This is a genomic window from Aquirufa beregesia (assembly GCF_011090385.1).
Taxonomy (GTDB): Bacteria; Bacteroidota; Bacteroidia; order Cytophagales; family Spirosomataceae; genus Aquirufa; species Aquirufa beregesia.
Window position 1 is genome coordinate 465,586 of the sequence record NZ_SEWW01000001.1, and the last position, 23,502, is coordinate 489,087.

General features: G+C 37.5%; 19 protein-coding genes and 1 pseudogene. 13 read left to right on the plus strand and 7 right to left on the minus strand.

Annotation, left to right across the window (positions count from 1 at the left end; genetic code table 11):
* Positions 1-51 precede the first annotated feature (51 nt).
* Both dnaE and EWU23_RS02010 read right to left on the minus strand, forming a co-directional pair.
* Positions 52-3,615, minus strand: coding sequence for a DNA polymerase III subunit alpha (dnaE, locus tag EWU23_RS02005; RefSeq protein ID WP_166228290.1), 3,564 nt, complete (start codon positions 3,613-3,615; stop codon positions 52-54).
* 3 nt (positions 3,616-3,618) lie between these two features.
* Positions 3,619-4,302: a DUF2461 domain-containing protein gene (locus EWU23_RS02010; RefSeq protein ID WP_205753051.1), complete on the minus strand. Its 684-nt coding sequence runs from the start codon at positions 4,300-4,302 to the stop codon at positions 3,619-3,621.
* 116 nt (positions 4,303-4,418) lie between these two features.
* Between EWU23_RS02010 and trpS the strand changes: the two are divergent.
* From trpS to EWU23_RS02025, 3 genes and pseudogenes are all read left to right on the plus strand, one after another.
* Positions 4,419-5,072 (plus strand): annotated as a pseudogene (trpS, locus tag EWU23_RS02015) (tryptophan--tRNA ligase); the annotation flags it as partial.
* Between the two features lie 372 nt (positions 5,073-5,444).
* Positions 5,445-5,897: a hypothetical protein gene (locus EWU23_RS14435; RefSeq protein WP_449500859.1), complete on the plus strand. Its 453-nt coding sequence runs from the start codon at positions 5,445-5,447 to the stop codon at positions 5,895-5,897.
* A gap of 2 nt (positions 5,898-5,899) precedes the next feature.
* Positions 5,900-6,448 (plus strand): phosphatase PAP2 family protein, encoded by a 549-nt coding sequence (locus tag EWU23_RS02025; RefSeq protein ID WP_166228292.1) that lies wholly within the window; start codon positions 5,900-5,902, stop codon positions 6,446-6,448.
* On the opposite strand, the gene EWU23_RS02030 is transcribed toward EWU23_RS02025, so the two are convergent.
* Positions 6,421-7,434: an acyl-CoA reductase gene (locus tag EWU23_RS02030; RefSeq protein WP_166228294.1), complete on the minus strand. Its 1,014-nt coding sequence runs from the start codon at positions 7,432-7,434 to the stop codon at positions 6,421-6,423. The two genes, EWU23_RS02025 and EWU23_RS02030, sit on opposite strands and share 28 nt — an antisense overlap.
* 148 nt (positions 7,435-7,582) lie before the next feature.
* Here EWU23_RS02030 and EWU23_RS02035 point away from each other — a divergent pair, with 148 nt between their 5' ends.
* The 3 genes from EWU23_RS02035 (at position 7,583) to EWU23_RS02045 (ending at position 10,801) form a co-directional block, all read left to right on the plus strand.
* Entirely contained in the window at positions 7,583-7,930 is a 348-nt protein-coding gene (locus EWU23_RS02035) for a 4Fe-4S dicluster domain-containing protein (protein ID WP_166228296.1), read from the plus strand.
* Positions 7,931-8,282: 352 nt separating this feature from the next.
* Positions 8,283-9,437: a porin gene (locus tag EWU23_RS02040; protein ID WP_166228298.1), complete on the plus strand. Its 1,155-nt coding sequence runs from the start codon at positions 8,283-8,285 to the stop codon at positions 9,435-9,437.
* A gap of 20 nt (positions 9,438-9,457) precedes the next feature.
* Positions 9,458-10,801 (plus strand): ammonium transporter, encoded by a 1,344-nt coding sequence (locus EWU23_RS02045; RefSeq protein WP_166228300.1) that lies wholly within the window; start codon positions 9,458-9,460, stop codon positions 10,799-10,801.
* A 98-nt stretch (positions 10,802-10,899) separates the two neighbouring features.
* Here EWU23_RS02045 and mtaB read toward each other — a convergent pair whose 3' ends face one another.
* The gene (gene mtaB / locus EWU23_RS02050; RefSeq protein WP_166228302.1) at positions 10,900-12,225 is read right to left on the minus strand and encodes a tRNA (N(6)-L-threonylcarbamoyladenosine(37)-C(2))-methylthiotransferase MtaB; all 1,326 of its coding nucleotides are present in this window, start codon (positions 12,223-12,225) and stop codon (positions 10,900-10,902) included.
* Positions 12,226-12,313: 88 nt separating this feature from the next.
* Entirely contained in the window at positions 12,314-13,327 is a 1,014-nt protein-coding gene (locus EWU23_RS02055) for a glutamine synthetase beta-grasp domain-containing protein (protein ID WP_166228304.1), read from the minus strand.
* 244 nt (positions 13,328-13,571) lie between these two features.
* Between EWU23_RS02055 and EWU23_RS02060 the strand changes: the two genes are divergently transcribed.
* From EWU23_RS02060 to EWU23_RS02080, 5 genes are all read left to right on the plus strand, one after another.
* A complete protein-coding gene (locus tag EWU23_RS02060; RefSeq protein WP_166228306.1) occupies positions 13,572-15,779 on the plus strand; it encodes a glutamine synthetase III family protein in 2,208 nt (735 codons plus the stop codon).
* 11 nt (positions 15,780-15,790) lie between these two features.
* Positions 15,791-16,348 carry a hypothetical protein gene (locus tag EWU23_RS02065; RefSeq protein WP_166228308.1) on the plus strand — a complete coding sequence of 186 codons (558 nt, stop codon included), beginning with the start codon at positions 15,791-15,793 and terminating at the stop codon, positions 16,346-16,348.
* Between the two features lie 2 nt (positions 16,349-16,350).
* Positions 16,351-17,067, plus strand: a complete 717-nt coding sequence (locus tag EWU23_RS02070; protein ID WP_166228310.1) for an RsmE family RNA methyltransferase — start codon at positions 16,351-16,353, stop codon at positions 17,065-17,067.
* Positions 17,057-17,716 carry a DUF4159 domain-containing protein gene (locus EWU23_RS02075; RefSeq protein ID WP_166228312.1) on the plus strand — a complete coding sequence of 220 codons (660 nt, stop codon included), beginning with the start codon at positions 17,057-17,059 and terminating at the stop codon, positions 17,714-17,716. The genes EWU23_RS02070 and EWU23_RS02075 overlap by 11 nt, the downstream gene beginning before the upstream one ends.
* Before the next feature lie 89 nt (positions 17,717-17,805).
* The gene (locus EWU23_RS02080) at positions 17,806-18,567 is read left to right on the plus strand and encodes an acyl-CoA desaturase (RefSeq protein ID WP_166228314.1); all 762 of its coding nucleotides are present in this window, start codon (positions 17,806-17,808) and stop codon (positions 18,565-18,567) included.
* Positions 18,568-19,479: 912 nt separating this feature from the next.
* On the opposite strand, the gene EWU23_RS02085 is transcribed toward EWU23_RS02080, so the two are convergent.
* Complete coding sequence (locus tag EWU23_RS02085) at positions 19,480-20,748, minus strand: dihydrolipoamide acetyltransferase family protein (protein ID WP_166228316.1); 1,269 nt, start codon at positions 20,746-20,748, stop codon at positions 19,480-19,482.
* Between the two features lie 2 nt (positions 20,749-20,750).
* Positions 20,751-22,004 carry a competence/damage-inducible protein A gene (locus EWU23_RS02090; RefSeq protein WP_166228318.1) on the minus strand — a complete coding sequence of 418 codons (1,254 nt, stop codon included), beginning with the start codon at positions 22,002-22,004 and terminating at the stop codon, positions 20,751-20,753.
* An 84-nt stretch (positions 22,005-22,088) separates the two neighbouring features.
* Between EWU23_RS02090 and gldC the strand changes: the two genes are divergently transcribed.
* Positions 22,089-22,439: a gliding motility protein GldC gene (gene gldC, locus EWU23_RS02095; protein WP_166228320.1), complete on the plus strand. Its 351-nt coding sequence runs from the start codon at positions 22,089-22,091 to the stop codon at positions 22,437-22,439.
* Between the two features lie 11 nt (positions 22,440-22,450).
* Positions 22,451-23,500 carry a thioredoxin family protein gene (locus EWU23_RS02100; RefSeq protein ID WP_166228322.1) on the plus strand — a complete coding sequence of 350 codons (1,050 nt, stop codon included), beginning with the start codon at positions 22,451-22,453 and terminating at the stop codon, positions 23,498-23,500.
* Positions 23,501-23,502 lie beyond the last annotated feature (2 nt).

Consider the following 23,502-nt stretch of genomic DNA (forward strand, 5'->3'; position numbering starts at 1 on the left):
TAAAATTCAAAATTAAACATTTTTATTATTTCTATTGGATAAACAAGCTAATTAAGATATCAATTTTACCGTAATGTTCTCTATTTCAGCCAATTCGTCCATTAAAGACTTTTCTATATTCAATTGCATTTTGCGCGACATAAAATCAAGCTGCAACCTATCTACTTCATCGTACACCTCAATCACCAACTTTTTGTTTCCCTTATGTCTTTCTAAGGTATCTAACAAATGATCTAATGAAGTTTTGTTTAAACTATGTAAGTTCAAAGAAAGTTTCATTTCCTTCGTTCTAGAAGATAAAATTTCTGACAAAAGCTCAATGGATTGAATTTTGAAGGCTTTTTGATCCGAATAAGAGTTTTTATTTTTATAAACTCCTTGAATAAATAACAGTCGATCGAGACCAATGAAGCGTTCAAATTCAATATAATCCTTGGCAAAAAGCGCAAACTCGGTTGTACCAGTAAAATCCTCCAAACTGAAAATCATGAATTGATTTCCGTTTCCTGAGGTTCGCACGTTCATTTTGGTTACAATACCAGCAAAGGACTGTACATTTCCACCTTTTAACTCCAATTGTGAGACGCTAGAATTACAGAAATTATTGATTTCTATTCGATACTCATCCAATGGATGTCCTGAAATGTAAACGCCTACTACTTCCTTCTCATTCTTCAATTGCTCCATCACAGACCAGGCTTCAGCAATGGGTATTCTTGGTTTAGCAATGTCATTACCCGTACCTGCTCCTAACTCGCCAAATAAGGACTGCGTGGCGCTGGCTTTCAATTCTGCCATGCGTGAGGCATATCTTACTATCTTCTCAATAAAAGTGGTATTCTCTTGATCCACATGAAAATAATGGGAGCGAGGAATTTCTGTAAAACAGTCAAAAGCTCCAGCAAATGCCAGGGACTCCAAACTTTTCTTATTCACTTGGCGTACATTGATTCTGGAAACAAAATCAAAAATATCGGTATACTCCCCATTTTTCGCTCTTTCCTCTACAATGGCATCAACAGCTGCTTCACCCACTCCTTTGATGGCCCCTAGTCCAAAACGAATATGTCCCTTTTTATTAACCGCAAAATACCTTTCTGATTCATTCACATCGGGAACCAATAAAGGAATTCCCATGCGTTTACACTCATCCATGAAGAAGGTAATCTTTTCAATATTACCTAAGGAGTTAGAAAGTACCGCCGCCATGAACTCAGAAGGGTAGTTAGCTTTCAAATACCCTGTCTGGTAAGCCACTAATCCATAGCAAGTTGAGTGTGATTTGTTAAAGGCATATTGAGCAAATGCTTCCCAGTCGGTCCAAATTTTCTCCAATCGATCTGCTGGGTGATTATTGACTTGTCCACCTTCCATGAACTTACCCTTCATTTTATCGATCGTCGCCTTATCCTTTTTACCCATAGCCTTCCTCAAGACGTCCGCATCACCTTTGGTGAAATTGGCCAACTTCTGAGAAAGAAGCATCACTTGCTCTTGATACACCGTAATTCCATAGGTATCACTTAAATACTCTTCCATTTCTGGCAAATCGTATTCAATTTTCTCTCTTCCGTGCTTACGGGAAATGTAATTAGGAATATAGACCATTGGACCTGGTCTAAACAAAGCATTCATGGCAATCAAATCAGAAAACTGATCGGGCTTTAAATCCTTCAGGTGTTTTTGCATCCCCGGAGATTCAAATTGGAAGGTACCATTCGTTTCTGCTCTTTGATATAATTCAAATGTTTTAACATCATCCAGAGGAAGAGTGTCCAAATCAATCGTTATTCCATGATTTTGCTTGATCAAGCGAATGGCTTCCTTTAAAATAGATAAGGTCTTTAAACCTAAAAAGTCCATTTTAATCACACCAGCGTTTTCAATGACTGAACCATCAAATTGTGTGATCAATAAACTAACATCCTTGGACGTGGCAACGGGTAAAATATCCGTTAAATCATTGGGAGCAATGATAATACCAGCGGCATGTATTCCCGTTCCTCGAACCGAACCTTCCAATACCAAAGCATTTTCAATCACCCGGGAGGCTAAACCACCACCCGCTTTGATTTGCCTTAATTGCTTGACTTGCTCTAATTCCTCACTCGATAAATTTTCTTTATCGGCCAAACTACCGTCGCCAGTTAAAGGAGCGTTCATCACACGCTCTAACGAAATTTTGGGCTTATCTGGTACCAATTTTGCTAAAGCATTGGATTCGGAAAGGGGTAAATCCAATACACGAGCCACGTCTTTGATAGACATTTTGGCTGCCATGGTACCGTAGGTGGCTATATGTGCTACTTGATTACGTCCATATTTCTCCACGACATAATCTATGACCTTTTGTCGGCCCTCATCATCAAAATCCGTATCAATATCAGGTAAAGACTTTCTATCAGGATTTAAGAAACGCTCAAATAGTAAATTGTACTTAATGGGGTCAATATTGGTTATTCCCAAACAATAGGCCACAACTGACCCTGCCGCAGAACCACGACCTGGTCCCACATATACTCCTAAATCCTTTCCTGCATTAATAAAATCAGCCACAATCAAGAAATAACCTGCAAACCCCATGGTTTTTATGGTATGTAATTCAAATCGCAAGCGCTCTTCAATTTCTTGGTTGATATCCACATAGCGCTTTTTGGCTCCTTCCATGGTCAAATGCTCCAAGAAATCATCCTGACTCAAAAAGGTACTAGGGATTTGGAAATTCGGCAATAAAACATCCTTTTTCAACTCCAAGGTTTCTACTTTGCCGACAATCTCATTGGTATTATCAATGGATTCAGGAATATGTGACCACAATTGGGTCATTTCTTCCGTGGTCTTGAAATAAAATTGATCATTATAGAAAGCAAAACGCTTTCCTTTCATATCAAAATCACCTTCTATATCCTTATAAGTAGGAGTGGACTGCTTTTCACCTGTATTAATACACAATAAAATATCGTGTGCATTGGCATCTTTTTGGTCCAAATAATGGCTGTCATTGGATGCTATAACTTTTACATTGTATTTCTTCGCAAAACGCAACAAGACTTCATTCACCGTCTGTTGCTCAGGAATATGGTGATTTTGTACCTCGATGTAATAATCCTCACCAAATAAATCCAACCACCATTTAAATTCCTTTTCTGCTTCGGCTTCACCTGAACGTAAAATGGCTTGAGGAACGCTGGCTCCTAAACAACATGTTGTTGCAATTAACCCTTTATGGTATTTCAACACCAATTCTTTATCAATCCTGGGATATTTGGAATACATCCCTTCCATAAATCCCAGAGAACATAATTTCACTAAGTTTTGATAACCTTCTGGGTTTTTGGCTAGAAAGAGTTGGTGATACCTTTTATCCTTTTGCTCCTTGGTAAAGCTTTGCTTATGGCGGTCAGTCACTAAATAAAACTCACATCCCACAATGGGTTTAACACCATGTTTACCTGCTTCTGCTACAAATTGGAACACACCAAACATATTTCCATGGTCAGTAATGGCCACAGCCGGCATATTATCTGCCTTGGCCTTTTTAAACATGGAAGATATCTTGGACGCACCATCCAAAAGAGAAAACTGAGAGTGATTGTGCAAATGCGAAAACTGCATATATTACTTAATAGAAAAGGGTTCTTTATCAAAAAAAATGGCATTCAAGAAATCCAAATAGGGTTTCAATACCTGTGCATCCTGTATTAGACTTTCCACAAACAAGGGACTAATAACTTCTGAATCGCTATATTTTCGCCAAAAAAATAATTGTTTCTTCTTCAATAGTTCTATTTCTGGATGATCTACCACATATCCTTTGGGCATTTTTTTTAAAGAATCACCTACGGGTTCTCCAAAGGCTTTCAAAAAAGTAGGAGCATGTATAATTCCTTTCAAATGCTGCGCATTATAGTCTATCTCTTGTCGAAATAAGGCCAATTGCTCCGGACTTGGATCATACATTCCTCCACCTAAAAACGACTTGCCTCCTGGTTCTATGTGTACATAATAATCCATTAAACCCGACTTGCGACCACCTTCAGAGAAACTGGCTGAAAACCAAGTTTTATAGGGAGCCTTGTCTTTGGCAAAGCGAACATCACGGTAGATCCGATAGGAGCAATGCTTTAATTCCACACCGTCCATATTTTCAAAATCAGCAAATAGCGAAATGAGCTGAATAGTAAATTGGTCAAAAGCCGACTTTTGTTCTAGGAATCTTTCCTTGTTTTCTCCAAACCATTCTCTCGTATTGTTTTCTTTTAAATCAGATAAAAAGGTCAAAAGGGAAGTAGGAATGGACATAGGCCTTGGAATCAAAAAATATAAACGAATTTAAATAAATAAGTCAATACTTGCCCGCAAATTTTGGGAGTTTCGCGCTATTTTCTTGATTTTTGTAAAACATTAAATTTTTAAGCATGCGCATTCTGACGGGCATTCAATCTTCTGGTCGGCCACATTTAGGAAATATATTAGGAGCCATCCTACCAGCGGTTGAACTTTCTAAGAAATCTGGTAATGAATCTTTCCTTTTTATAGCAGATTTACACACATTAACGAGTCTAAAAGATGGGGCAACCATCCGAGCCAATACCTTATCCATTGCTGCCGCTTGGTTAGCTTGTGGTCTTGATACCCAACATACGTATTTTTATCGCCAGTCGAAACTCGCTCCTTACCATACGGAATTATTATGGTATCTATCCTGCGTGACGCCTTTCCCAATGCTGGCCAATGCCCATAGTTTCAAGGATAAATCCAACAAATTGGCTGATGTGAATGCGGGCTTATTTACCTATCCCGTTTTACAAGCCGCTGACATTCTATTGTATGATGCTAACCTGATACCTGTTGGTAAAGATCAGCGTCAGCATATTGAAATGACGAGGGATATGGCAGAGGGAATAAATCGTTTAAACATTTTAAGACAGTTAAAAGAACAAACAAATAATGCCCCAAACAGTCTACTGGAATCATTAAATCTATTAGATTCCAAAATAAAAAGTCATAATTACGTTTTTTTAAACAATGATATTTTTATAAACCCATTAGAATATATAAATCTTTTTAAAGATTATTACAAACAAATTGAATTAAAACATCGAAATAATGCAATAGATTACAGTAATAACAATACTACTACATTCAATTTTAATTTAAAATATGCTGCTAAAATAGTAATTGAAATTAATTCGAATATCCAGAAAATTAAAAATAGCATTAAGAATAAGGACATAGATTCTATTTCAAATTCACTAATTATTAAAACAATTGGACTAATTGAAGACACTGGAATAATTCTTCAGACATACAAAAGTTTTATTGATAACTATCCTATTTTTGGATCAAAGCATACGAATCATGGTACAGATATTAATAATTATGATTTACTGAATCAAAATGAATTTCTATTAAATACTATAATTGAAAATAGTATTTTCGTCATTCCAGAAGCTGAAATTTCCGAGCATGTCATGACGATCCCAGGCATCGATGGACAAAAGATGAGCAAATCCTTGAACAATTACATAGATATATTTTCAGATGAAAAGGATTTATTGAAACAAATCAAAAAAATTGTGACGGATGCCACCCCTTTGGAGGATCCGAAGAATCCAGATGAGGATATTACGTTTAAATTGTATCAATTGATTGCTTCTCCAGAGGAAGTAGCTCAAATGCGGGCTAATTACTTGCAAGGAGGTTACGGATACGGACATGCCAAACAAGCTTTGTATGAGGCTATGTTGGCATATTTCAAAGATGCCCGAGAGAAATTCGATTATTATATGGCCAATCCCAAGGAAATTGAAGCCAAATTAGAAGAAGGAGAGGCCCGAGTAAAACCTATTGCTGAGGCTACGATTCAACGAGTACGTGAAATCTTTCAGTTTTAGTCATGTGGCCACAATGGGATAGTGATGTATTTCAATGGATCAACCAAGCGCATGCGAGTGGTCTAGATGAAATCATGGTGCTTTTATCCAACCGCTGGATTTGGGTTCCTATGTACCTGTATTTGATTTACATCGTTTACCAACAAAAGAAAAAGCTATTTTTAGCTTCCATATCCTATTTGATTTTATGCATCGTTTGGGCAGACCAGATATCGTCTAGTATTTTGAAACCTTATTTTCATCGATTAAGACCCTGTCATGTACCAGAATTTAGTTCTTGGATATATTTACCAGATGGTTGTGGTGGATTATATGGATTTTGTTCGTCCCATGCTGCTAATTCGTTTGCTTTGGCTTTTGGCTTTTATGTTATAACCCAACATAAAATTGCCAGAAATATATTGTTGCTATGGGCTTTTCTAGTCTCTTACAGTCGAGTTTACTTAGGAGCCCATTATCCGCTGGATGTCATTACAGGAGCCACAGTGGGCATTTTGGGGACTTATATATTAAAATACCTCATTTACGACAAGCTTGTTAAAAAAGCATAGGTATCAATTCCATCGGCAAAGTCGCTCAGCCCAGGCTGTTGGCTTTTTCCAAAACCTACCTGATTTTCATGATCTGATTCAGCTCCTACAATGCATTGAATTTTTCCTTCTGAAGTTTGAATCCACGATTGCAATTCATCGGGAGAGGCATACTTTCTCAAATAAACAACACCTACGGGAGAGACTAAATCTTGACTTTCTTGAATCAATAAATTTCCTAAATCAAAATGGGGAATCTGATTTAAGAGAAATAAGGTTTTATGGTACTGGTAATTGTTGGAATACTTGGTATGATCTAAAACCCAATGGTATTGAGTTAACACATCAAACAGCGGGGTAGGGTCATAAGCCTCTGGTATAGCGATGGTCGATACATTTCTACAACCCAATCCATAATAAGAAAATACATCGCTAGCTAAAGCATGAAAATCCTCTTGAGATTCTGAACCATCTAACACAGCAATGGAAGTCCTATTCTTGCGTATAATATGCGGTATTGTAGCAAAATAATGGGCAAAATAAGAACCAGAGAAATCGCTTCCTGTAGCAATGACAGCATCCATACCTTGCAATCGTTCAATCAGTTGAATGGGCACATCAGAGCTGAACTCCTGCATTGCTTGGACATACAATAACATGATGGATTTATCCTGAGAGCTCAATTTAATGTAGGCCTCATTACCACTGGCTAATGTCATTAATACATCGTGAATTCCTACGGCAGGAAGATTTCCTGCTAAAATTAAGCCCACTTTGTGGCTAGCTGGTACTTGATGGGGGTGTTGAAGGAAAAAAGCATCCCAAGCGGCCACATCAAAAAATTGCTTTTGAACAGCCTCCATGGCTTCTCGGATGAGGTGCTCGGAGAACCAAGGATTCTCATTTTTAGCTCTATCTACAAAAAGTTCTATTTTTTCCTTGTTAGATGACTTTGTGAAATAATCAGACAAAAAGGCAATGAGCTGTAAAAATGACTCTTTTCTCATAAATGGAATGGTTCTTAGCGTGTAATGAGAATGCAAAGTTCTAAAAAATTTGCAATAGTCTTTTAAAAATATATAGTATTCAAAATTTTGGATGTAAATTGCAGAAATTTCTTTCAAAAAGGACGATTAAGGTCTTAAACAAAAGATTATGGCTATTATTATTACAGATGAGTGTATTAACTGTGGGGCTTGCGAACCAGAATGCCCGAATACAGCAATTTATGAAGGTGGAGTTGAATGGACTTGGGCAGGAGGAACGGCTTTAACAGAAGTTGAATTAGGTGATGGCTCTACCATGGATGCCAAAGCACCTGTTGAGCCCGTTTCAGAAGAATTTTATTACATCGTTCCAGATAAATGCACGGAATGTACTGGGTTTCATGAGGAACCACAATGTGCAGCTGTTTGTCCTGTGGATTGCTGCGTACCTGATCCAGATCATGTAGAAGATAAAGAAACCTTATTAGCTAAAAAAGCTTGGTTACATGCTGAATAATTAGCTATTATATAGATTCCAGAAGAGACCTGCCAAGTGCAGGTCTTTTTTTTTGCCTCAGTTTAATCCAAACCAACTTTTTCCTAGTCAGGTTATTCAATTTATACTATTCTAAGAAACAAAACCCCAAATTGCATTTTTTCAAAAAATAGGTTTTATTTTCAATATCATTTTTATGCATTTTTGTAATTATTCGAATTTAAGGTTTAATTTTAAACTATAAATTGTAATATTTTTGAATAATTATCATTTTTAGGTTTAATTTTTATCAATAATTCTTGTTTTGTATTTTTTTTAAAACAATATTTGTCCCGTAGTCAAGCATTTATTTTCCCATTAAAATTTAAAGAATATGAAAAAATCAATCTTTACCCTCTTATTGTCAGGAATTAGCTTTTTGGGATTTTCCCAAGAAAAAGAAGCTGAGAGCTCAAAATTTACATTTTCGGGTTACATCGATTCGTACTATATGTTAAATTTTAACAATCCGACAAATCGCAGCAATCTAGGCGTTGCAGGAAACGAAAGAGCATTTGATCAAAAATCAAATCAATTCTCTTTAGGATTGGTGCAAACCAAATTTGGCTATGCTACAAAAACTTCTGATGTGGTTGTTGATTTAACTTTTGGACCCAATGCTGACCTTGGTCAATATGGTAACGTAGTTGGACCATTAGGAGTAGGAAAAGCTTCTACCGCTTTAGCTATTAAACAAGCGTACTTCAACTGGAAGCCGAGCGACAAATGGACATTCACTGTTGGACAGTTTGGTACACACATTGGATATGAAGTCATTGATGCTCCTGTGAATTACAATTATTCATTGTCTAACTTATTCAACAACGGTCCTTTCTACCATATTGGAGCTAAAGCCAATTATGCTTTCTCTTCTAAAGCCGCTTTGATGTTGGGTATTGTGAACAACGTGGACAATTTAAACGACAACAACTCTTCTAAGGGATTCATTGGTCAATTCTTTTTTGCTCCTAAGGAAGGTTGGAATGTATATATCAACGGAATTACTTCCAATGAGTCAGCTCCATTAGCTAGTGGAAAAGATGATTCGGGCAGTTACAACCTATTTGACTTAACCACCTCTTATCAAATTAGCCCTAAATATTTAATTGGTTTAAACGCAGCTTACGGTTCACAAACAGGTGATTTCCAAGGCGGTGGAAGTGTAGGCGATAGCAAAGCTTGGGGTGGAGTAGCACTTTACTCTAACTATGCCTTCACAGATCACTTTAGCTTAGGAGGCCGTTACGAAGTATTTGACAATACTAGTGGAGCTAGAGCCTTACGTGGCATCAATGCAGCTGGTGAGACTGTAGGAACGGACGTTAGTTCATTTACTTTAACAGCTACTTTCACCACCGCAGAAGGACACTTATTAATCAAACCAGAATTAAGAACAGACTCTTTCAAAACAGCACAATTTGTGGATGGTGATGGAAAGTCTCAAAAATCACAAGCCACATTTGGAACAGTCTTTATATACAAATTTTAATTTAACCTAAATTTACGGACATGACAACACAAAAACCAACTTGGATTCCGCTTCTAGTATTACTTGCAGTTGCGGTGCTTGCATTGTTTACCGATCTACCTGGATCGATTCCTACAGAAGGCATTGATACGGGTGACACAGCCTGGCTCATCGTTGCCTCTGGTTTGGTTCTCTTAATGACTCCTGGATTAGCTTATTTCTATGGGGGAATGGTAAATCATAAAAATGTGATTTCTACTATGTTGCAATCTTTCATTGCCATGGGTGTAATCAGTGTAATTTGGGTAATTTTTGGATTCAGCTTAGCATTTGGAGATTCCATTGGTGGCTGGATTGGTGACCCCACTACCTTTTTTATGTTCAATAATGTGTTTGACCACAAATTATCATTAGGATCTGCTGACCAAATTAAATTCACGATTCCTTTTGCTCTATTTGCTTTTTTCCAAATGAAGTTCGCGGTAATTACGCCAGCTTTGATCTCAGGAGCTTTAGCAGAAAGAATTAACTTCAAAGCTTACGTTTTATTCATGGTGCTTTTCTGCATCTGTGTATATTCTCCATTAGCTCACTGGACATGGCACCCAGATGGATTCTTATTCAACTTAGGTGTATTGGATTTCGCAGGTGGAACGGTAGTTCACATGTCAGCTGGATGGGCAGCATTAGCTGGAGCTCTTTACTTACGTCGTAGAAAATCGCACATTGAATCTAACATTTTGCCTCCAGCTAATATTCCATACGTATTGTTAGGAACAGCATTACTTTGGTTCGGATGGTTTGGTTTTAATGCGGGCTCTGCCTTAGGCGCTAACTCATTATCTGTAACCGCTTTCGCTACTACGCATATCGCTGCTGCATCTGCAGGTTTATCTTGGATCTTGTTTGATATAACTCGTGGTAAAAAAGTATCTGCTTTAGGTTTCTGTATCGGTGCTGTTGTTGGTTTAGTAGCCATCACACCAGCAGCTGGTTTTGTAACATTACCTATAGCCATCTTCATCGGTGTAATTGCAGCCTTGGTATCCAACATCATCGCTCACTGGAGAGCATCTTCTAATTTAGATGATACCTTAGACGTATTCCCTTGCCATGGTGTAGGTGGAATGATGGGTATGTTAATGACTGGTATTTTCGCTACAAGCGCAGTGAACTCAGCAGTTGCTAGTAACGGTTTGTTCTACGGTGAAACAGATTTATTCGTAAAACATATTTTAGCTCTTGCTATTGTTTCCGCCTTTGCTTTTGGCGTATCCTATATCCTTTTAATTGTAACGGATAAAATTATTCCATTACGTGTTAACGAGGAAGAAGAAAGATTAGGTTTAGACATTTCGCAACACGACGAGTCGATCTCGGAATAGTCTAACAATAGGCAAAGCCGCAAGTAATGGTTCTTGTGGTTTTGTTTCAATCAAAAAGTCGGAAGCTTCTAGTTTCCGGCTTTTTTGTTTGTAAATCATTACACGAATTGTTCTAGTAAAATATCGGCCCGCATCAATCCTTCTTCGTCCATGGAATTATAACGAACAGGCTGTACGGTATTGATCAGAAGGGGATCATAGGGAACGCGAACGCGAACATAGTTCTCAGAAAATCCTTCCATAAAACCATTAGAAGAAGCTTCTTCAAAAAGCACTTTACCTTTTCGACCCAATTGGGTCTCATAAAATGCCCGACGTTTTTTATCAGAAAGGATATGTAACATCTTAGAACGTTCTGCTTTTACCTTTGCATCTATTTTCGGCTGAATATCAACCGCATAAGTATTGGCACGTTCTGAATAAGTAAATACATGCAAATAAGAGATATCTAAGTCATTCAAAAAATGATAGGTATCTAAAAACATCTCCTCGCTTTCGCCAGGATGACCTACAATCACGTCAACTCCAATGCAAGCATGTGGCATCAGTGATTTAATTTCTCGAACTCGGTCAGCATACAATTCCCTTTGGTACCTACGTTTCATTAAACGCAAAACCGCATTAGATCCAGATTGCAAGGGAACATGAAAATGAGGAACAAAATACTGGGAATCAGCCAAGTATTGTAATAATTCGCTATGCAATAAATTAGGTTCAATGGATGAAATCCGAAAGCGATTTAAATAACTTTGCGCATCAAGCGCTTGTATCAAAGCAAAAAAGGATTCCACTCGTTTACCTTGTTGAATGCCAAAATCACCAATATTTACGCCTGTTAATACCACTTCTTTCACTCCTTTTTCCGCAATTTCCTTCACTAAACCCAGCACATGCTCAATGCTACTCGACCTACTTTGTCCACGTGCTAAAGGGATGGTACAGTAGGAGCAAGGGTAATCACAACCATCTTGAACTTTTAAGAAAGTCCGTGTTCGGTCATTGACAGAATAGGAGGCATGGTAATCCAAATCATAACGAATTTCAGAGGCTATGACTTTAGGTAGGGTATTTTTCTTATCGGAAACAAAATAAGGTGAAATAATATCAGCTAATTGAAATTTCTCATTGGCTCCTAAAACCAAATCAACTCCAGGAATTTGAACAATTTCATCGGGTTTCAATTGGGCATAGCAGCCCAAAATGACAACCACTGATTCGGGATTGATTTTTTTAGCTTCTTTAACAACTTTTTTACACTTTTTGTCTGCTTGATCTGTTACGCTACAGGTATTAATAACAAAAAGATCTGGAGATTGCTGGAACTCCACCCGCTCAAAACCCATAGGTTCTAAGGAACGAGCAATGGTGCTAGACTCGGCAAAATTCAACTTGCAACCTAACGTATAAAAAGCTAATTTCTTCATGGGGCATACTAAGCTGCAAATTTAAAACAAAAATGGCGGATAAATCCGCCATTTTTAACCATTTATGATTTAATCGTTCCCCCCAATATTAATATTTGGCTGTTTTTACCGTTTTAATAATTCTAGATGCCACTTTATATGGATCTGCAGCCGAATTAGGACGACGATCTTCTAACCAACCTTTCCATCCTTTTTCTACCGTTGCGATAGGGATACGAATAGAAGCTCCACGGTCAGAAACTCCATAAGAGAACTGGTGAATGGACTGCGTTTCGTGTTTACCTGTCAAACGTAAGTGGTTATCAGCACCATACACTTCGATGTGCTCTTTCACTAGTGGAGCAAATGCCGAACAGATTGCATCATAAGTACCTTTTTCTCCACAAGTACGTAAAGCTGTATTAGAGAAGTTGGCATGCATACCTGAACCATTCCAATCTAATTCACCTAGAGGCTTACAGTGCCAGTTGATGGCTACACCATATTTCTCACCTAATCTTTCTAATAAATAACGAGCTACCCAAATTTGATCACCCGCTTCTTTAGCACCTTTCGCAAAAATTTGGAATTCCCACTGACCAGCAGCTACTTCGGCATTGATACCTTCTACATTTAAACCTGCTTCTAAACAAATGTCTAAATGTTCCTCAACGATATCTCTTCCAAATGCATTACTTGCACCTACAGAACAATAGTATGGTCCTTGTGGCGCTGGATAACCGTTAGATGGGAAACCTAAAGGCTTGTTGGTTTCTGTATCCCACAAGAAATATTCTTGTTCGAAACCAAACCAAAAATCGTTATCATCATCTTCAATGGTAGCACGACCATTGCTTTCATGTGCTGATCCATCTGAATTCAACACTTCGCACATCACTAAATAGGCACTTTTTCTAGCAGGATCTGGGCAAATGAACACAGGTTTCAAAAGACAGTCAGAAGAACCACCTGGAGCCTGCTCAGTAGATGAGCCATCAAAGCACCACATATCACAATCTTCTAGTCGACCACTGAAGTTATTTTCAATCTTTGTTTTAGAACGTAAACTCTGAGTAGGTTTGTAACCGTCAAGCCAAATGTATTCAAGTTTAGATTTTGCCATGATTTTAAACGTGTTTTTATTAAAAATTCATTTTTTGTAACAAATGCAATGCAAAAATAAACCTGTTTTTAAGAAAAACAATTTTTTGAAATAAAAAATATACAATTTCATCACAAACAAACTTGAAAATAAAAAACATGACATTTATTTGATATAACAAGATATACGGGAAAAAGAGATTAAATTTGTTTCAAGTAACAAGCAAAAATCCTATTTTTACGTTCTTGATAACCAAATTCCAACCATGGCAATAACTAGATTCAAAGCTCTTGAATTAGCTCAAAGTAGAGCTACTGCCGTTGTGAAAATCCCTACTGAAAAAGTAAGTGATTATTACGGCAATATGACATTTAATGATGAGGTAATGCGCTCATTATTATCTCCTGAAGCGTACCTTAAGATTACAACAGCGATTAATACTGGTTCTAAAATTGACCGCGATGCGGCTGATGAAGTAGCAGCAGCGATGAAATCTTGGGCTATTTCTAAGGGAGCAACTCACTATACGCACTGGTTTCAACCTTTAACAGGAACTACGGCAGAGAAACATGACTCGTTTTTTGACATTGATTTAAGCACAGGTAAGGCGGTAGAAAAATTCAAAGGATCTGCTTTGGTTCAACAAGAGCCAGATGCATCCTCTTTTCCTAATGGAGGAATTCGTTCCACATTTGAAGCACGTGGTTATACAGGTTGGGATCCTTCTTCGCCTGCATTTATCATGGAAAATGCGGCTGGAACTGCTACTTTATGTATTCCTTCTGTATTTGTTTCCTATACAGGAGAGGCTTTAGACTATAAAACACCTTTATTAAAGTCCATTGAATTAATTGACAAAGCAGCTACAGCTGTGGTGAAAGAATATTTCAATCGTGATGTGACTAAAGTAGTTCCTACTGTGGGTATCGAGCAAGAATACTTTTTAATAGATGAAGCTCTTTACAATGCTCGTCCAGATTTAATGATGGCGGGAAGAACAGTATTTGGACATGCACCAGCCAAAGGTCAACAATTAGAGGATCACTATTTTGGATCGATTCCAACTCGTGTGAATGCCTTCATGGTTGATTTTGAAATTGAAGCTTTAAAATTAGGTATGCCGGTTCGCACACGTCATAATGAAGTGGCTCCAGCGCAATTTGAGGTAGCTCCGACTTTTGAAGAAGCTAACTTAGCTTGTGATCACAATGCACTTTTGATGGACTTAATGTCGAAAGTAGCTGTAAAACATAAATTAAAAGTATTGTTCCATGAGAAACCATTTGCGGGTATCAATGGATCAGGTAAACATAATAACTGGGCTTTAGGTACTGATACGGGTGTCAATTTATTGGGACCATCATCTAAACCTAAAGAAAACCTTCGTTTCTTGACTTTCTTTGTTAACGTAGTAAAAGCGGTACATGATAATGCCGATTTATTGCGTGCTTCTATTGCTTCTTCAGGAAATGAGCACCGTTTGGGAGCCAATGAAGCGCCACCAGCGATTGTTTCTGTTTTCTTAGGATCTACCATGAACAATGTGTTGGACGACCTAGAGAACATGAAGGACATCGAAGAATTCCAATTAGAAAAAGGAGATAATGTATACTTAAAATTAGGTATCAATAAAATCCCTTCCTTGATTTTGGATAATACCGACCGTAACAGAACGTCGCCATTTGCTTTCACAGGAAATAAATTTGAATTCCGTGCCGTAGGTTCATCTGCTAATTCAGCTGCCCCTATGACAATTTTGAATACGATTGTTGCCAATCAATTGATTCTATTCCGTAAGGAGGTTGATAGCATCTTAGAAAAAGGAGTGAAGAAAGAATTGGCTATTATGGATGTATTGAAGCGCTATGCCAAAGAATCTAAGAAAATCCGTTTTGAAGGAAATGGATATTCTGATGAATGGGTAGAAGAAGCAGCCAAGAGAGGTTTGTCCAACATGAAGACTACTCCAGAGGCACTATTAGTATACACTCGTCCTGAATCCATTGAATTATTCACGAAATACGGCATTTATTCCAAAGAAGAAATGCATGCCCGTTACGAGATTGAATTGGAAAACTACATTAAGAAAATCCAAATTGAATCGCGTGTTGTAGGTGATATGGCCATTAACCACATTGTTTCTACCTCGTTGAAATACCAAACTCAATTGGTAGAAAATGTTAAAGGACAGAAAGAAATTGGTATTGATCCTCAGTATTATGCACCTACGGTTGAAATGATTAAAAAAATCTCTGAATACACTTCTAAGGTTGTTTTATTGCAAAACGACATGACTGAAGCAAGGAAAGAGGCTAATAATGTGGAAAATATCGAAGAAAGAGCGTTCTTGTATGGCTCAAAGGTCAAAGGCTTTTTCGAAGAAATCCGTTATGCAGTGGATAAATTGGAATTAATCATTGATGACGATGAGTGGCCACTACCGAAGTACAGAGAATTATTAATGATTAAATAGTCTGTCACCTTATGACACAAATAAGCAATCCCGGATTTTCTCCCGAGGAAATCAAACGTTTGAAGGAGCTTTGCGCAACTGAACAACGTACCTTTATTTTGATCGAAGACGAAGATCTTCCGGTAAGCAATGATAGAGAAATGGTCCACATACAGTTTGTGGGCCATTTTGAGCAAAAGGAGGTTGTCTATGACGCTATCCTTTGCACGCTTCAGTTACATTATTCTAGCTTATTATATGAAGCAGCAGAGAGAGAAGCTATCCAACATTTCCCGCTGTATGTTCCCATAGAAAACCGGGATGAAACCTATCAAGCGAATGATTCATTAGATGAAGAAGTGGAAATGATGGTTTTAGAAATCATCGAAGAAATGGAAGAAAACGATGAAATCAAAGTAAGTGAATATGTAGAAGTGGATAAAGACTTTGATTTTGGTATCGGTTTGGAGGCTGCTTTATATGTTCCTGCGCTGACAGATGAGGTGATTGAGCAATTCATCCACGACTTCAATGCGGATGCTATACAATTAGATACTTCCTTATATTCGTTTAAATCTGAAGAAGAGTAAGCATGAGTATTCCGGTTTTTTATGAGCCAAATCCAATTGCTAGCCCATTTTTAAGCGAAGAAGAGTCCATTCATGCCCATCGGGTCCTCCGTTTAAAATCGGGAGACCCGATTTTTATTTTAAATGGAATTGGTCAAAAGTTTGAAGCCAAAATTGACCAATCCACCAGTAAAAAGACGACATTCCACCTGCTAAAAGAAATAGAAAATTCGGCCTTGCCAGCCTATTCTATTCATCTATGGATAGCCCCCACCAAACAAATGGAGCGCATGGAATGGATGGTCGAGAAATGTGCGGAATTTGGAATTCAATCCATTGGGTTTTTCCATTCTCGGTATTCAGAAAGAAAAGAGATCAAAACACATCGTTTAGAAAAAATTGTCGTTTCGGCTTTGAAACAGTCTAAAAACCTGTTTTTGCCGAATATTTACCCAATCATTTCCTTCAAAGAGCTTGTCAAACAACTAAGTAACAAGGAACATGAGCAAAAACTATTTGCTTATATATCGAATCCTCCAAGTCCAAGTTTAAGTAAAAGTATACAACAAAACCAAGCTTATCATATTTTGATTGGCCCAGAAGGAGATTTTTCAACCGAGGAAAGTGCTGCTTTATTAGCGAGTGATTGGACTCCTTTTAGCTTGGGAAAAGCTATTTTAAGAACTGAAACAGCTGGATTAGCTGCCACCCATGCCATTCATCTATTACATGAAAATTAAGGCATTTCTTTTCTTATTTTTAGGTCTAAGTCAAGCTATTTTGGCACAAAATCCCCTGTTTAAAATTGCCAAAGTAAAATACAAAGGGGGAGGAGATTGGTATGCCAATAAGACTTCATTGCCTAATCTCATTCAATTTGCTAACCAGCAAAAGAAAATGGGCATCGATCCTAGTCCTGAGACCGTGGAATTAGCCAGTCCCATGCTTTGGAATTATCCCTTCATACATTTGACAGGGCATGGTAATGTGCTTTTCGACAAAGAGGAACAAAGAAACTTACGACAATATTTATTGGGTGGAGGTTTTCTGCACATTGATGATAACTATGGTTTAGATAAATCCATTCGTAGAGAAATGGCGAAGGTCTTTCCTGAATTAAGTTTTGTGGAATTACCATTCAGTCATCCCATTTATTCACAAGCATATTCCTTTCCCAAAGGTTTACCCAAAGTACATGAGCACGACGGCAAGGCTCCCCAAGGATTTGGATTGATTTATCAAGGTCGACTTATCTGTTTTTATTCCTATGAATGCGATTTGGGAAATGGATGGGAAGACGAAAGCATTTACCATGATCCGGTTGAAAAAAGAGAGGCTGCACTTAAAATGGGAGTCAATCTCCTTCAATTCGCTTTCCTACACCCATAACTGATAAAAATCATAAAAGTATATTGGAATACTAGAGATTCTTAAACTTTTCATGGCTAAATTTGTAGCCATATCTTATTATTACTTTTATGCAATTAGTACTTCCTGCTTTTATTATTCATTGGTACGTATCTCTATTTAGTCAAACTTTCTTCCTACACCGTTATTCAGCACATAAAATGTTCTTAATGAACAAATTCTGGGAGAAATTTTTCTATTTTCTTACTTATTTATCCCAAGGATCTTCCTTTTTAAGTCCAAGAGCTTACGCCATTCTACATAGAATGCACCATGCATTTTCGGATACTCCTAAAGATCCACATTCACCGATGTTCTCCAGCAACGTCTTTACGATGATGTGGAAAACAAAGAACATTTATAATGCGGTTTTGAACCGTTCTCAAAAAGTAGAAGAGCGTTTTGAGCATGATTATCCCGTTTCTAAAACCATCGAAAAAATTGGTGATTCTTGGGTTTCAAGAGTCGGCTGGGGAGTGGCCTATTCTTCTTTCTACATTGTTGCCTACAAATATTTTGATATGCACTGGGCATTCTTCTTTTTGTTACCTGTACATTTTTTGATGGGGCCTGTACATGGCGCTATTGTTAATTGGTCTGGTCACAAATATGGCTATCAAAATTATGACAATCATGATCATTCGAAGAACTCTTTGGTAGTAGATGTTTTGATGATGGGAGAACTGTTTCAAAACAATCACCATAAATTACCGAATCGTGTCAATTTTGCTACCAAATGGTTTGAGATTGACCCAACTTATCCTATGGTAAAATTATTGACTTGGTTACGTATTATTCGTCCCAATGTAAAAGATCCTAATTCCAAGTTTTAATTATATAAATTGATGTTAGAAAGCCCTGAATTTATTCAGGGCTTTTTTTTATCAACTGTCCCGCCCTGAAATAAGTTGACAGTTTTTAGGACGACTCAGCTGGTAGTTATCGAACATTAATATTTGGGATTTTCCGATATGTATTTATTGAAGCAATACATGTTATTTTATATCGCACTCTACTTTAATGCGATTACTTAGGTATTTCTTTTTTTTTAAAAAAAGAAATAAAAAAAAATGAAGTACGGTTAATCCTAAGACGAATTCCGCTACGCGGAACCGATGTTCACTCCGCATACGGCTTTAATCTTTGACTCTAACGCACATGGCCTATGCGCCGGGTCAAATATCCGCCTACCGCTTCGCTCATGCTACGTTCCCATCTTTCGTTGGGATTAACCTCATCAGTTGTCTTTATTAGAGTTTAGTTTTTAGAATGAATTTTGAGATTTTTTGATAGAAAATACCGTCGGTCAGTACGAGCGAAAGATGATGAACTCAGCGGTAGACGAGGTTTTGACCTTAGCAAAGGCGATGCGTGTCGGCGTCAAAAATATAGGCGATAGCGGAGTGAATCACGGTTTCGCGAAGCGAAATTCGCCTTTGATGACCAACAAGAAAAGAAGTTTTTTCGTTTCTTTTTTTTCAAAAAAAAGAAATACCGTAAAATTGGATTTTAAGTGATGTTATTTATGAGCTGATTCAAAAGAACTATAATCACATCATTTACCATGGCCTTTAATTTTTATAAAAAGAAAGACTTTGGAGGTTTTGAAACTGCTAAATTTTTATTTAAGATGTATTATTAATAAACCCAAAGTCAACCTATTTCAGGACAAGGCAACACTTTGAATATTTTAAATAAAAAAGGCCCAAAATGACATCCTGAGCCTAATTTATAAAAAAATCTATCTATAATTCGTGATCAGTGATATTGAATTTCTCTAAATAATCAGAAACTCGTTTCAAGAAACCTCCTCCCAAAGAGCCGTCTATAACTCGGTGATCATACGAATGAGAAATGAACATCTTTTGACGAATAGCAATCTGATCACCTTGAGGTCCAGAAATCACGGCTGGTTTCTTTTCAATCACTCCAAAGGCCAAAATACCTACTTGCGGTTGAACAATGATTGGAGTTCCCATCAAATTACCAAATGAACCGATATTGGAGATGGAATAGGTACCTCCTTCTAAATCAGAAGGCGTTAACTTATTTAATCTAGCGCGATTAGACAGATCATTGACCTTTTTAGTCAATTCCAATAAAGATAATTTATCAACTTCATGAATGACAGGGACAATTAAATTACCATTAGGCAAGGCCACAGCCATACCAATGTTAATTTGTCCATGCTGTACTAAGTAGTTGCCTTCCACTGAAATATTCATTCCAGGAAAATCCTTCAGAGCTTTAGCCGTAGCCATAATCAATAAAGGAGTATAGGTAATTGGCTCTTTGTATTTGGCCAAAAAATGGGCCTTTTCTGTTTCACGCCAAGTAACCATAGCTGTCATATCTGCCTCCAAAAATGAAGTAACGTGCGGAGCTATACGCTTAGAGTCAACCATACGCTCGGAAATCATCTTACGCATACGGTCCATTTCTATCACCACATCACCTGGTAGACGTAATCCCGGACCTTGACTCAAAGTGCCAGAGGCTATCATGCGCTTAGAATTACGTACAGCAATGTAATTCAACACATCTTTTTTAGTTACTCGCTGATCTAAACCCGAACCTTTAATGGTACTCAGTTCTCGTTGAGTTACATTTTCTTGTAAGCAAATTTGTTTGATCAAGGGAGAAATCCAAGGATTCGATTTTTCCTCATTTTGACCTAGAATCCCTAAACTCACATCCGTTAATAATGCCAATTCTTCATGTTCAGGAAACAAGCTAGACACCGAAGCATTAGTAGATGTTTCTGCCGAATTTTCCGTTGAATCAATCACACAAATAGCCTTACCGATGGTAGCAATTTCACCTACAGGAACGATAATCTTTTGTAAATAGCCTGAAACGGGACTTGGTACTTCGGTATCAATCTTATCGGTAGCAACCTCTAAAATAAATTCATCCGCTTCCACATAATCACCTGGTTTTTTCAACCAGTTTAATACGGTAGCTTCCATGATACTTTCACCCATTTTAGGCATAATGACTTCCATGATGGCCATACTTATTGAGTCAATTCGTTTAACAAAAATTTCCTAACTAAATTCAGGCAGCTGAGTGCCGTCATATGTATTATTTGTTTCCTCGTTCCTGCTAATTGCAATTTCCGAGTAATCACACCCTGGGAATGAGATAAAGCAATCCAAACTGTACCAACAGGCTTCTCCTCGGTACCTCCATCTGGACCAGCAATTCCTGATGTCGCCAAGGATAAAGTACTATTTAATTTCTCTCTGACGCCATTTGACATAGCCACAATGCAAGCTTCGCTAACAGCACCTTCTTGTTCCAATAGGGTAAGAGAAACACCCAAAGTAGCTATTTTTACCTCATTGGCATAAGATATCACTCCGCCTTTAAAATAAGCAGAACTTCCTGCGATTTCGGTGAATAAATGAGATAAATAACCACCAGTACAACTTTCAGCTACAGAAATACTCGCGCCTTTTTCTATCAATAATTGACCTATAACTTGGGATAATTCGTCTTGCTCATAACCAAACACATAAGGTTTGATGAGGGGCATGACACGGTTTATTTCCTGTTGAATATCTTGATTCAATTGAGATACACTGTCACCAAAGCCGGTTAATCGTAATTTGACAATTCCCAAAGAAGGCAAATAGGCTAATTTAATATAACTAGGTAAGGATAATTCCCAATCTTGAATCATATCAGATAAATAGGATTCACCGATGCCCACTACTTTAACAATCTTATGAACAATAGTAGGCGTTTTGAAATGTTTGGCTACCCGAGGTAAAACCAAATCTTCCATGATGGCTTTCATTTCAAAAGGTACTCCTGCCATGGATACCCAAACCGTTCCTTTTTCTTCAAACCACATCCCAGGAGCAGTTCCCTGTTTATTTTGGACATATTGTGCCTTGGTAGGAAGTAAAGCTTGATCTCGATTCAAATCACTTAATTCACGCCCTCTTTTCTCAAAGAAAACACGTACATCTTCCAGTGCTTGCGGATGATATGCCATATCGCAATCAAAGAAATTAGCTAGTACTTTTTTGGTTAAATCGTCTTTCGTAGGGCCTAATCCACCTGTAATGAATACGATATCAGCTCGATGTTGTGCTTCTTCTAGAATGCTTACAATTTCACTTTCCTGATCGCCTACGGACGACTTCCTTATGGTTTTAATTCCTATTTTATCTAATTCAAGGCTAATCCATTGGGTATTGGTATCCAATATTTGCCCATAAAGAATCTCATCCCCAATCGTAATAATTTCTGCTCGAACCATTAAGTTTTCTTACTTTTGTACGAAAATACGATTTATTTGGGATAGAATTTAGTCCATGAATCGAAAAACAATTCAAATTAAGCGATGAAACAATCAGAGATAAATTTCAAAATTAGTTTAGACGAAAATAACATTCCTGAACAAATTTCCTGGTCAGCCACAGATAATCCCAATGAAGGGATTGAAGAGACAAAAGCGATATTGGTAGCTACCTGGGATCCTTATCATAAAGGCACGTTGACTTTGCCCTTATGGACCAAAGAGATGGAAGTATTAGATATGAAACGCTTTTTCATTGAAATTTTAGGTACTGTTTCTGAGGCTTCCTTGCAAGCCACTGGAGATAGTTTTTTTTCTCAGGAAATTGAACAAGTTTGTATGACTTTGTCTAGTCATTTAAAGAAAGAAATCATCGCGGCTGAAAAGGGTCAATAACACTAATTTACATGAAAGTATCCCATTTATTCATTGCCTTAATGCTCTTTATTACTTTGCCTAGCATGGCTCAAAAGGGCATCAATTTCATTAAAACGGGCAATTTCAATACAGCTGTCGCTACCGCCAAACAACAAAGCAAACTTTTATTCATGGAAGTTTATGCGCCAGATTGTCATATTTGCAATGCTTTTAAAGGAACCTTTGCCCAACCCCAAGTAGGAGCTTTTTACAATGCTAAATTTGTCAATTTCCAATTGGATATTCGTAATCCTGAAAATCAAAAGCTCCTAAAAAAGCTTAAAATTACCATTAATGCCACACCTACTTTCATTTTCATGGACCCTGCTACTTTACAAATCGTAGGGGCCAAGATTTTTGGAGAAAGAGATAATTCGGTCATTAATGTAAATTCCATAGCTCAAAAAGCTGTTAATCCAGCAGAACATGCCCAGAACTATGCCAAAAGGTTGAAAGCTGGGGATAAAAATCCTCAATTCTTATTAAACTATGCTGAATATGCCCGGATAATGGGTGATACAACGTCCAATATTTTAGCTTTCAATGAGTTTGCTAAAACCTTGAATCCCAATCAATATACCTCTCAAAGTACGTTCAATGCCATTCAAATGGTCATGATGAATAACAACAATGTGCTATTTGATTATTTCATCAACCACATTCCGGCTTACGAAAGAATTTACGAGGCCAATCCGGTAAGGATGAGTTATGAGAATATCTTTCAAATCGTTTTGACGAGTTCGCAGGCCAATAAATTAACCATAGCTGATATTCAAAAGATTAAGAGTCAAATGAGCAAGGCCGGTTTGGACCCAGGCTCGATTCAAAGAAGAATGTGGATGGTGGAAAGTTCTTTATTGTTTAAACAGAGGAAAGCGACTCAGGCCATTCAAGTCATAGAAAAACTACTAGCAGTACTTCCTAATGCCCCAGGCCCTAAGGAATATCAATATTTATGCGATTACGTCAATGGCAAAACCAAGGACAAAAAGGCATTAGCCTATGCCAAATCACATTGGTGTAAATTTGGAATGAGATAAAT

Excerpts from the sequence above, each read along its gene's own strand:
- EWU23_RS02045 (WP_166228300.1), top strand. The coding sequence starts at position 9,458 with ATGACAACACAAAAACCAACTTGGATTCCGCTTCTAGTATTACTTGCA.
- dnaE (WP_166228290.1), bottom strand. The coding sequence starts at position 3,615 with ATGCAGTTTTCGCATTTGCACAATCACTCTCAGTTTTCTCTTTTGGAT.
- EWU23_RS02060 (WP_166228306.1), top strand. The coding sequence starts at position 13,572 with ATGGCAATAACTAGATTCAAAGCTCTTGAATTAGCTCAAAGTAGAGCT.
- gldC (WP_166228320.1), top strand. The coding sequence starts at position 22,089 with ATGAAACAATCAGAGATAAATTTCAAAATTAGTTTAGACGAAAATAAC.
- EWU23_RS02090 (WP_166228318.1), bottom strand. The coding sequence starts at position 22,004 with ATGGTTCGAGCAGAAATTATTACGATTGGGGATGAGATTCTTTATGGG.
- EWU23_RS02035 (WP_166228296.1), top strand. The coding sequence starts at position 7,583 with ATGGCTATTATTATTACAGATGAGTGTATTAACTGTGGGGCTTGCGAA.
- EWU23_RS02070 (WP_166228310.1), top strand. The coding sequence starts at position 16,351 with ATGAGTATTCCGGTTTTTTATGAGCCAAATCCAATTGCTAGCCCATTT.
- EWU23_RS02055 (WP_166228304.1), bottom strand. The coding sequence starts at position 13,327 with ATGGCAAAATCTAAACTTGAATACATTTGGCTTGACGGTTACAAACCT.
- EWU23_RS02100 (WP_166228322.1), top strand. The coding sequence starts at position 22,451 with ATGAAAGTATCCCATTTATTCATTGCCTTAATGCTCTTTATTACTTTG.
- EWU23_RS02075 (WP_166228312.1), top strand. The coding sequence starts at position 17,057 with ATGAAAATTAAGGCATTTCTTTTCTTATTTTTAGGTCTAAGTCAAGCT.
- EWU23_RS02030 (WP_166228294.1), bottom strand. The coding sequence starts at position 7,434 with ATGAGAAAAGAGTCATTTTTACAGCTCATTGCCTTTTTGTCTGATTAT.
- EWU23_RS02025 (WP_166228292.1), top strand. The coding sequence starts at position 5,900 with ATGTGGCCACAATGGGATAGTGATGTATTTCAATGGATCAACCAAGCG.
- EWU23_RS02040 (WP_166228298.1), top strand. The coding sequence starts at position 8,283 with ATGAAAAAATCAATCTTTACCCTCTTATTGTCAGGAATTAGCTTTTTG.
- mtaB (WP_166228302.1), bottom strand. The coding sequence starts at position 12,225 with ATGAAGAAATTAGCTTTTTATACGTTAGGTTGCAAGTTGAATTTTGCC.
- EWU23_RS02010 (WP_205753051.1), bottom strand. The coding sequence starts at position 4,302 with ATGTCCATTCCTACTTCCCTTTTGACCTTTTTATCTGATTTAAAAGAA.
- EWU23_RS02065 (WP_166228308.1), top strand. The coding sequence starts at position 15,791 with ATGACACAAATAAGCAATCCCGGATTTTCTCCCGAGGAAATCAAACGT.
- EWU23_RS02085 (WP_166228316.1), bottom strand. The coding sequence starts at position 20,748 with ATGGCCATCATGGAAGTCATTATGCCTAAAATGGGTGAAAGTATCATG.
- EWU23_RS02080 (WP_166228314.1), top strand. The coding sequence starts at position 17,806 with ATGCAATTAGTACTTCCTGCTTTTATTATTCATTGGTACGTATCTCTA.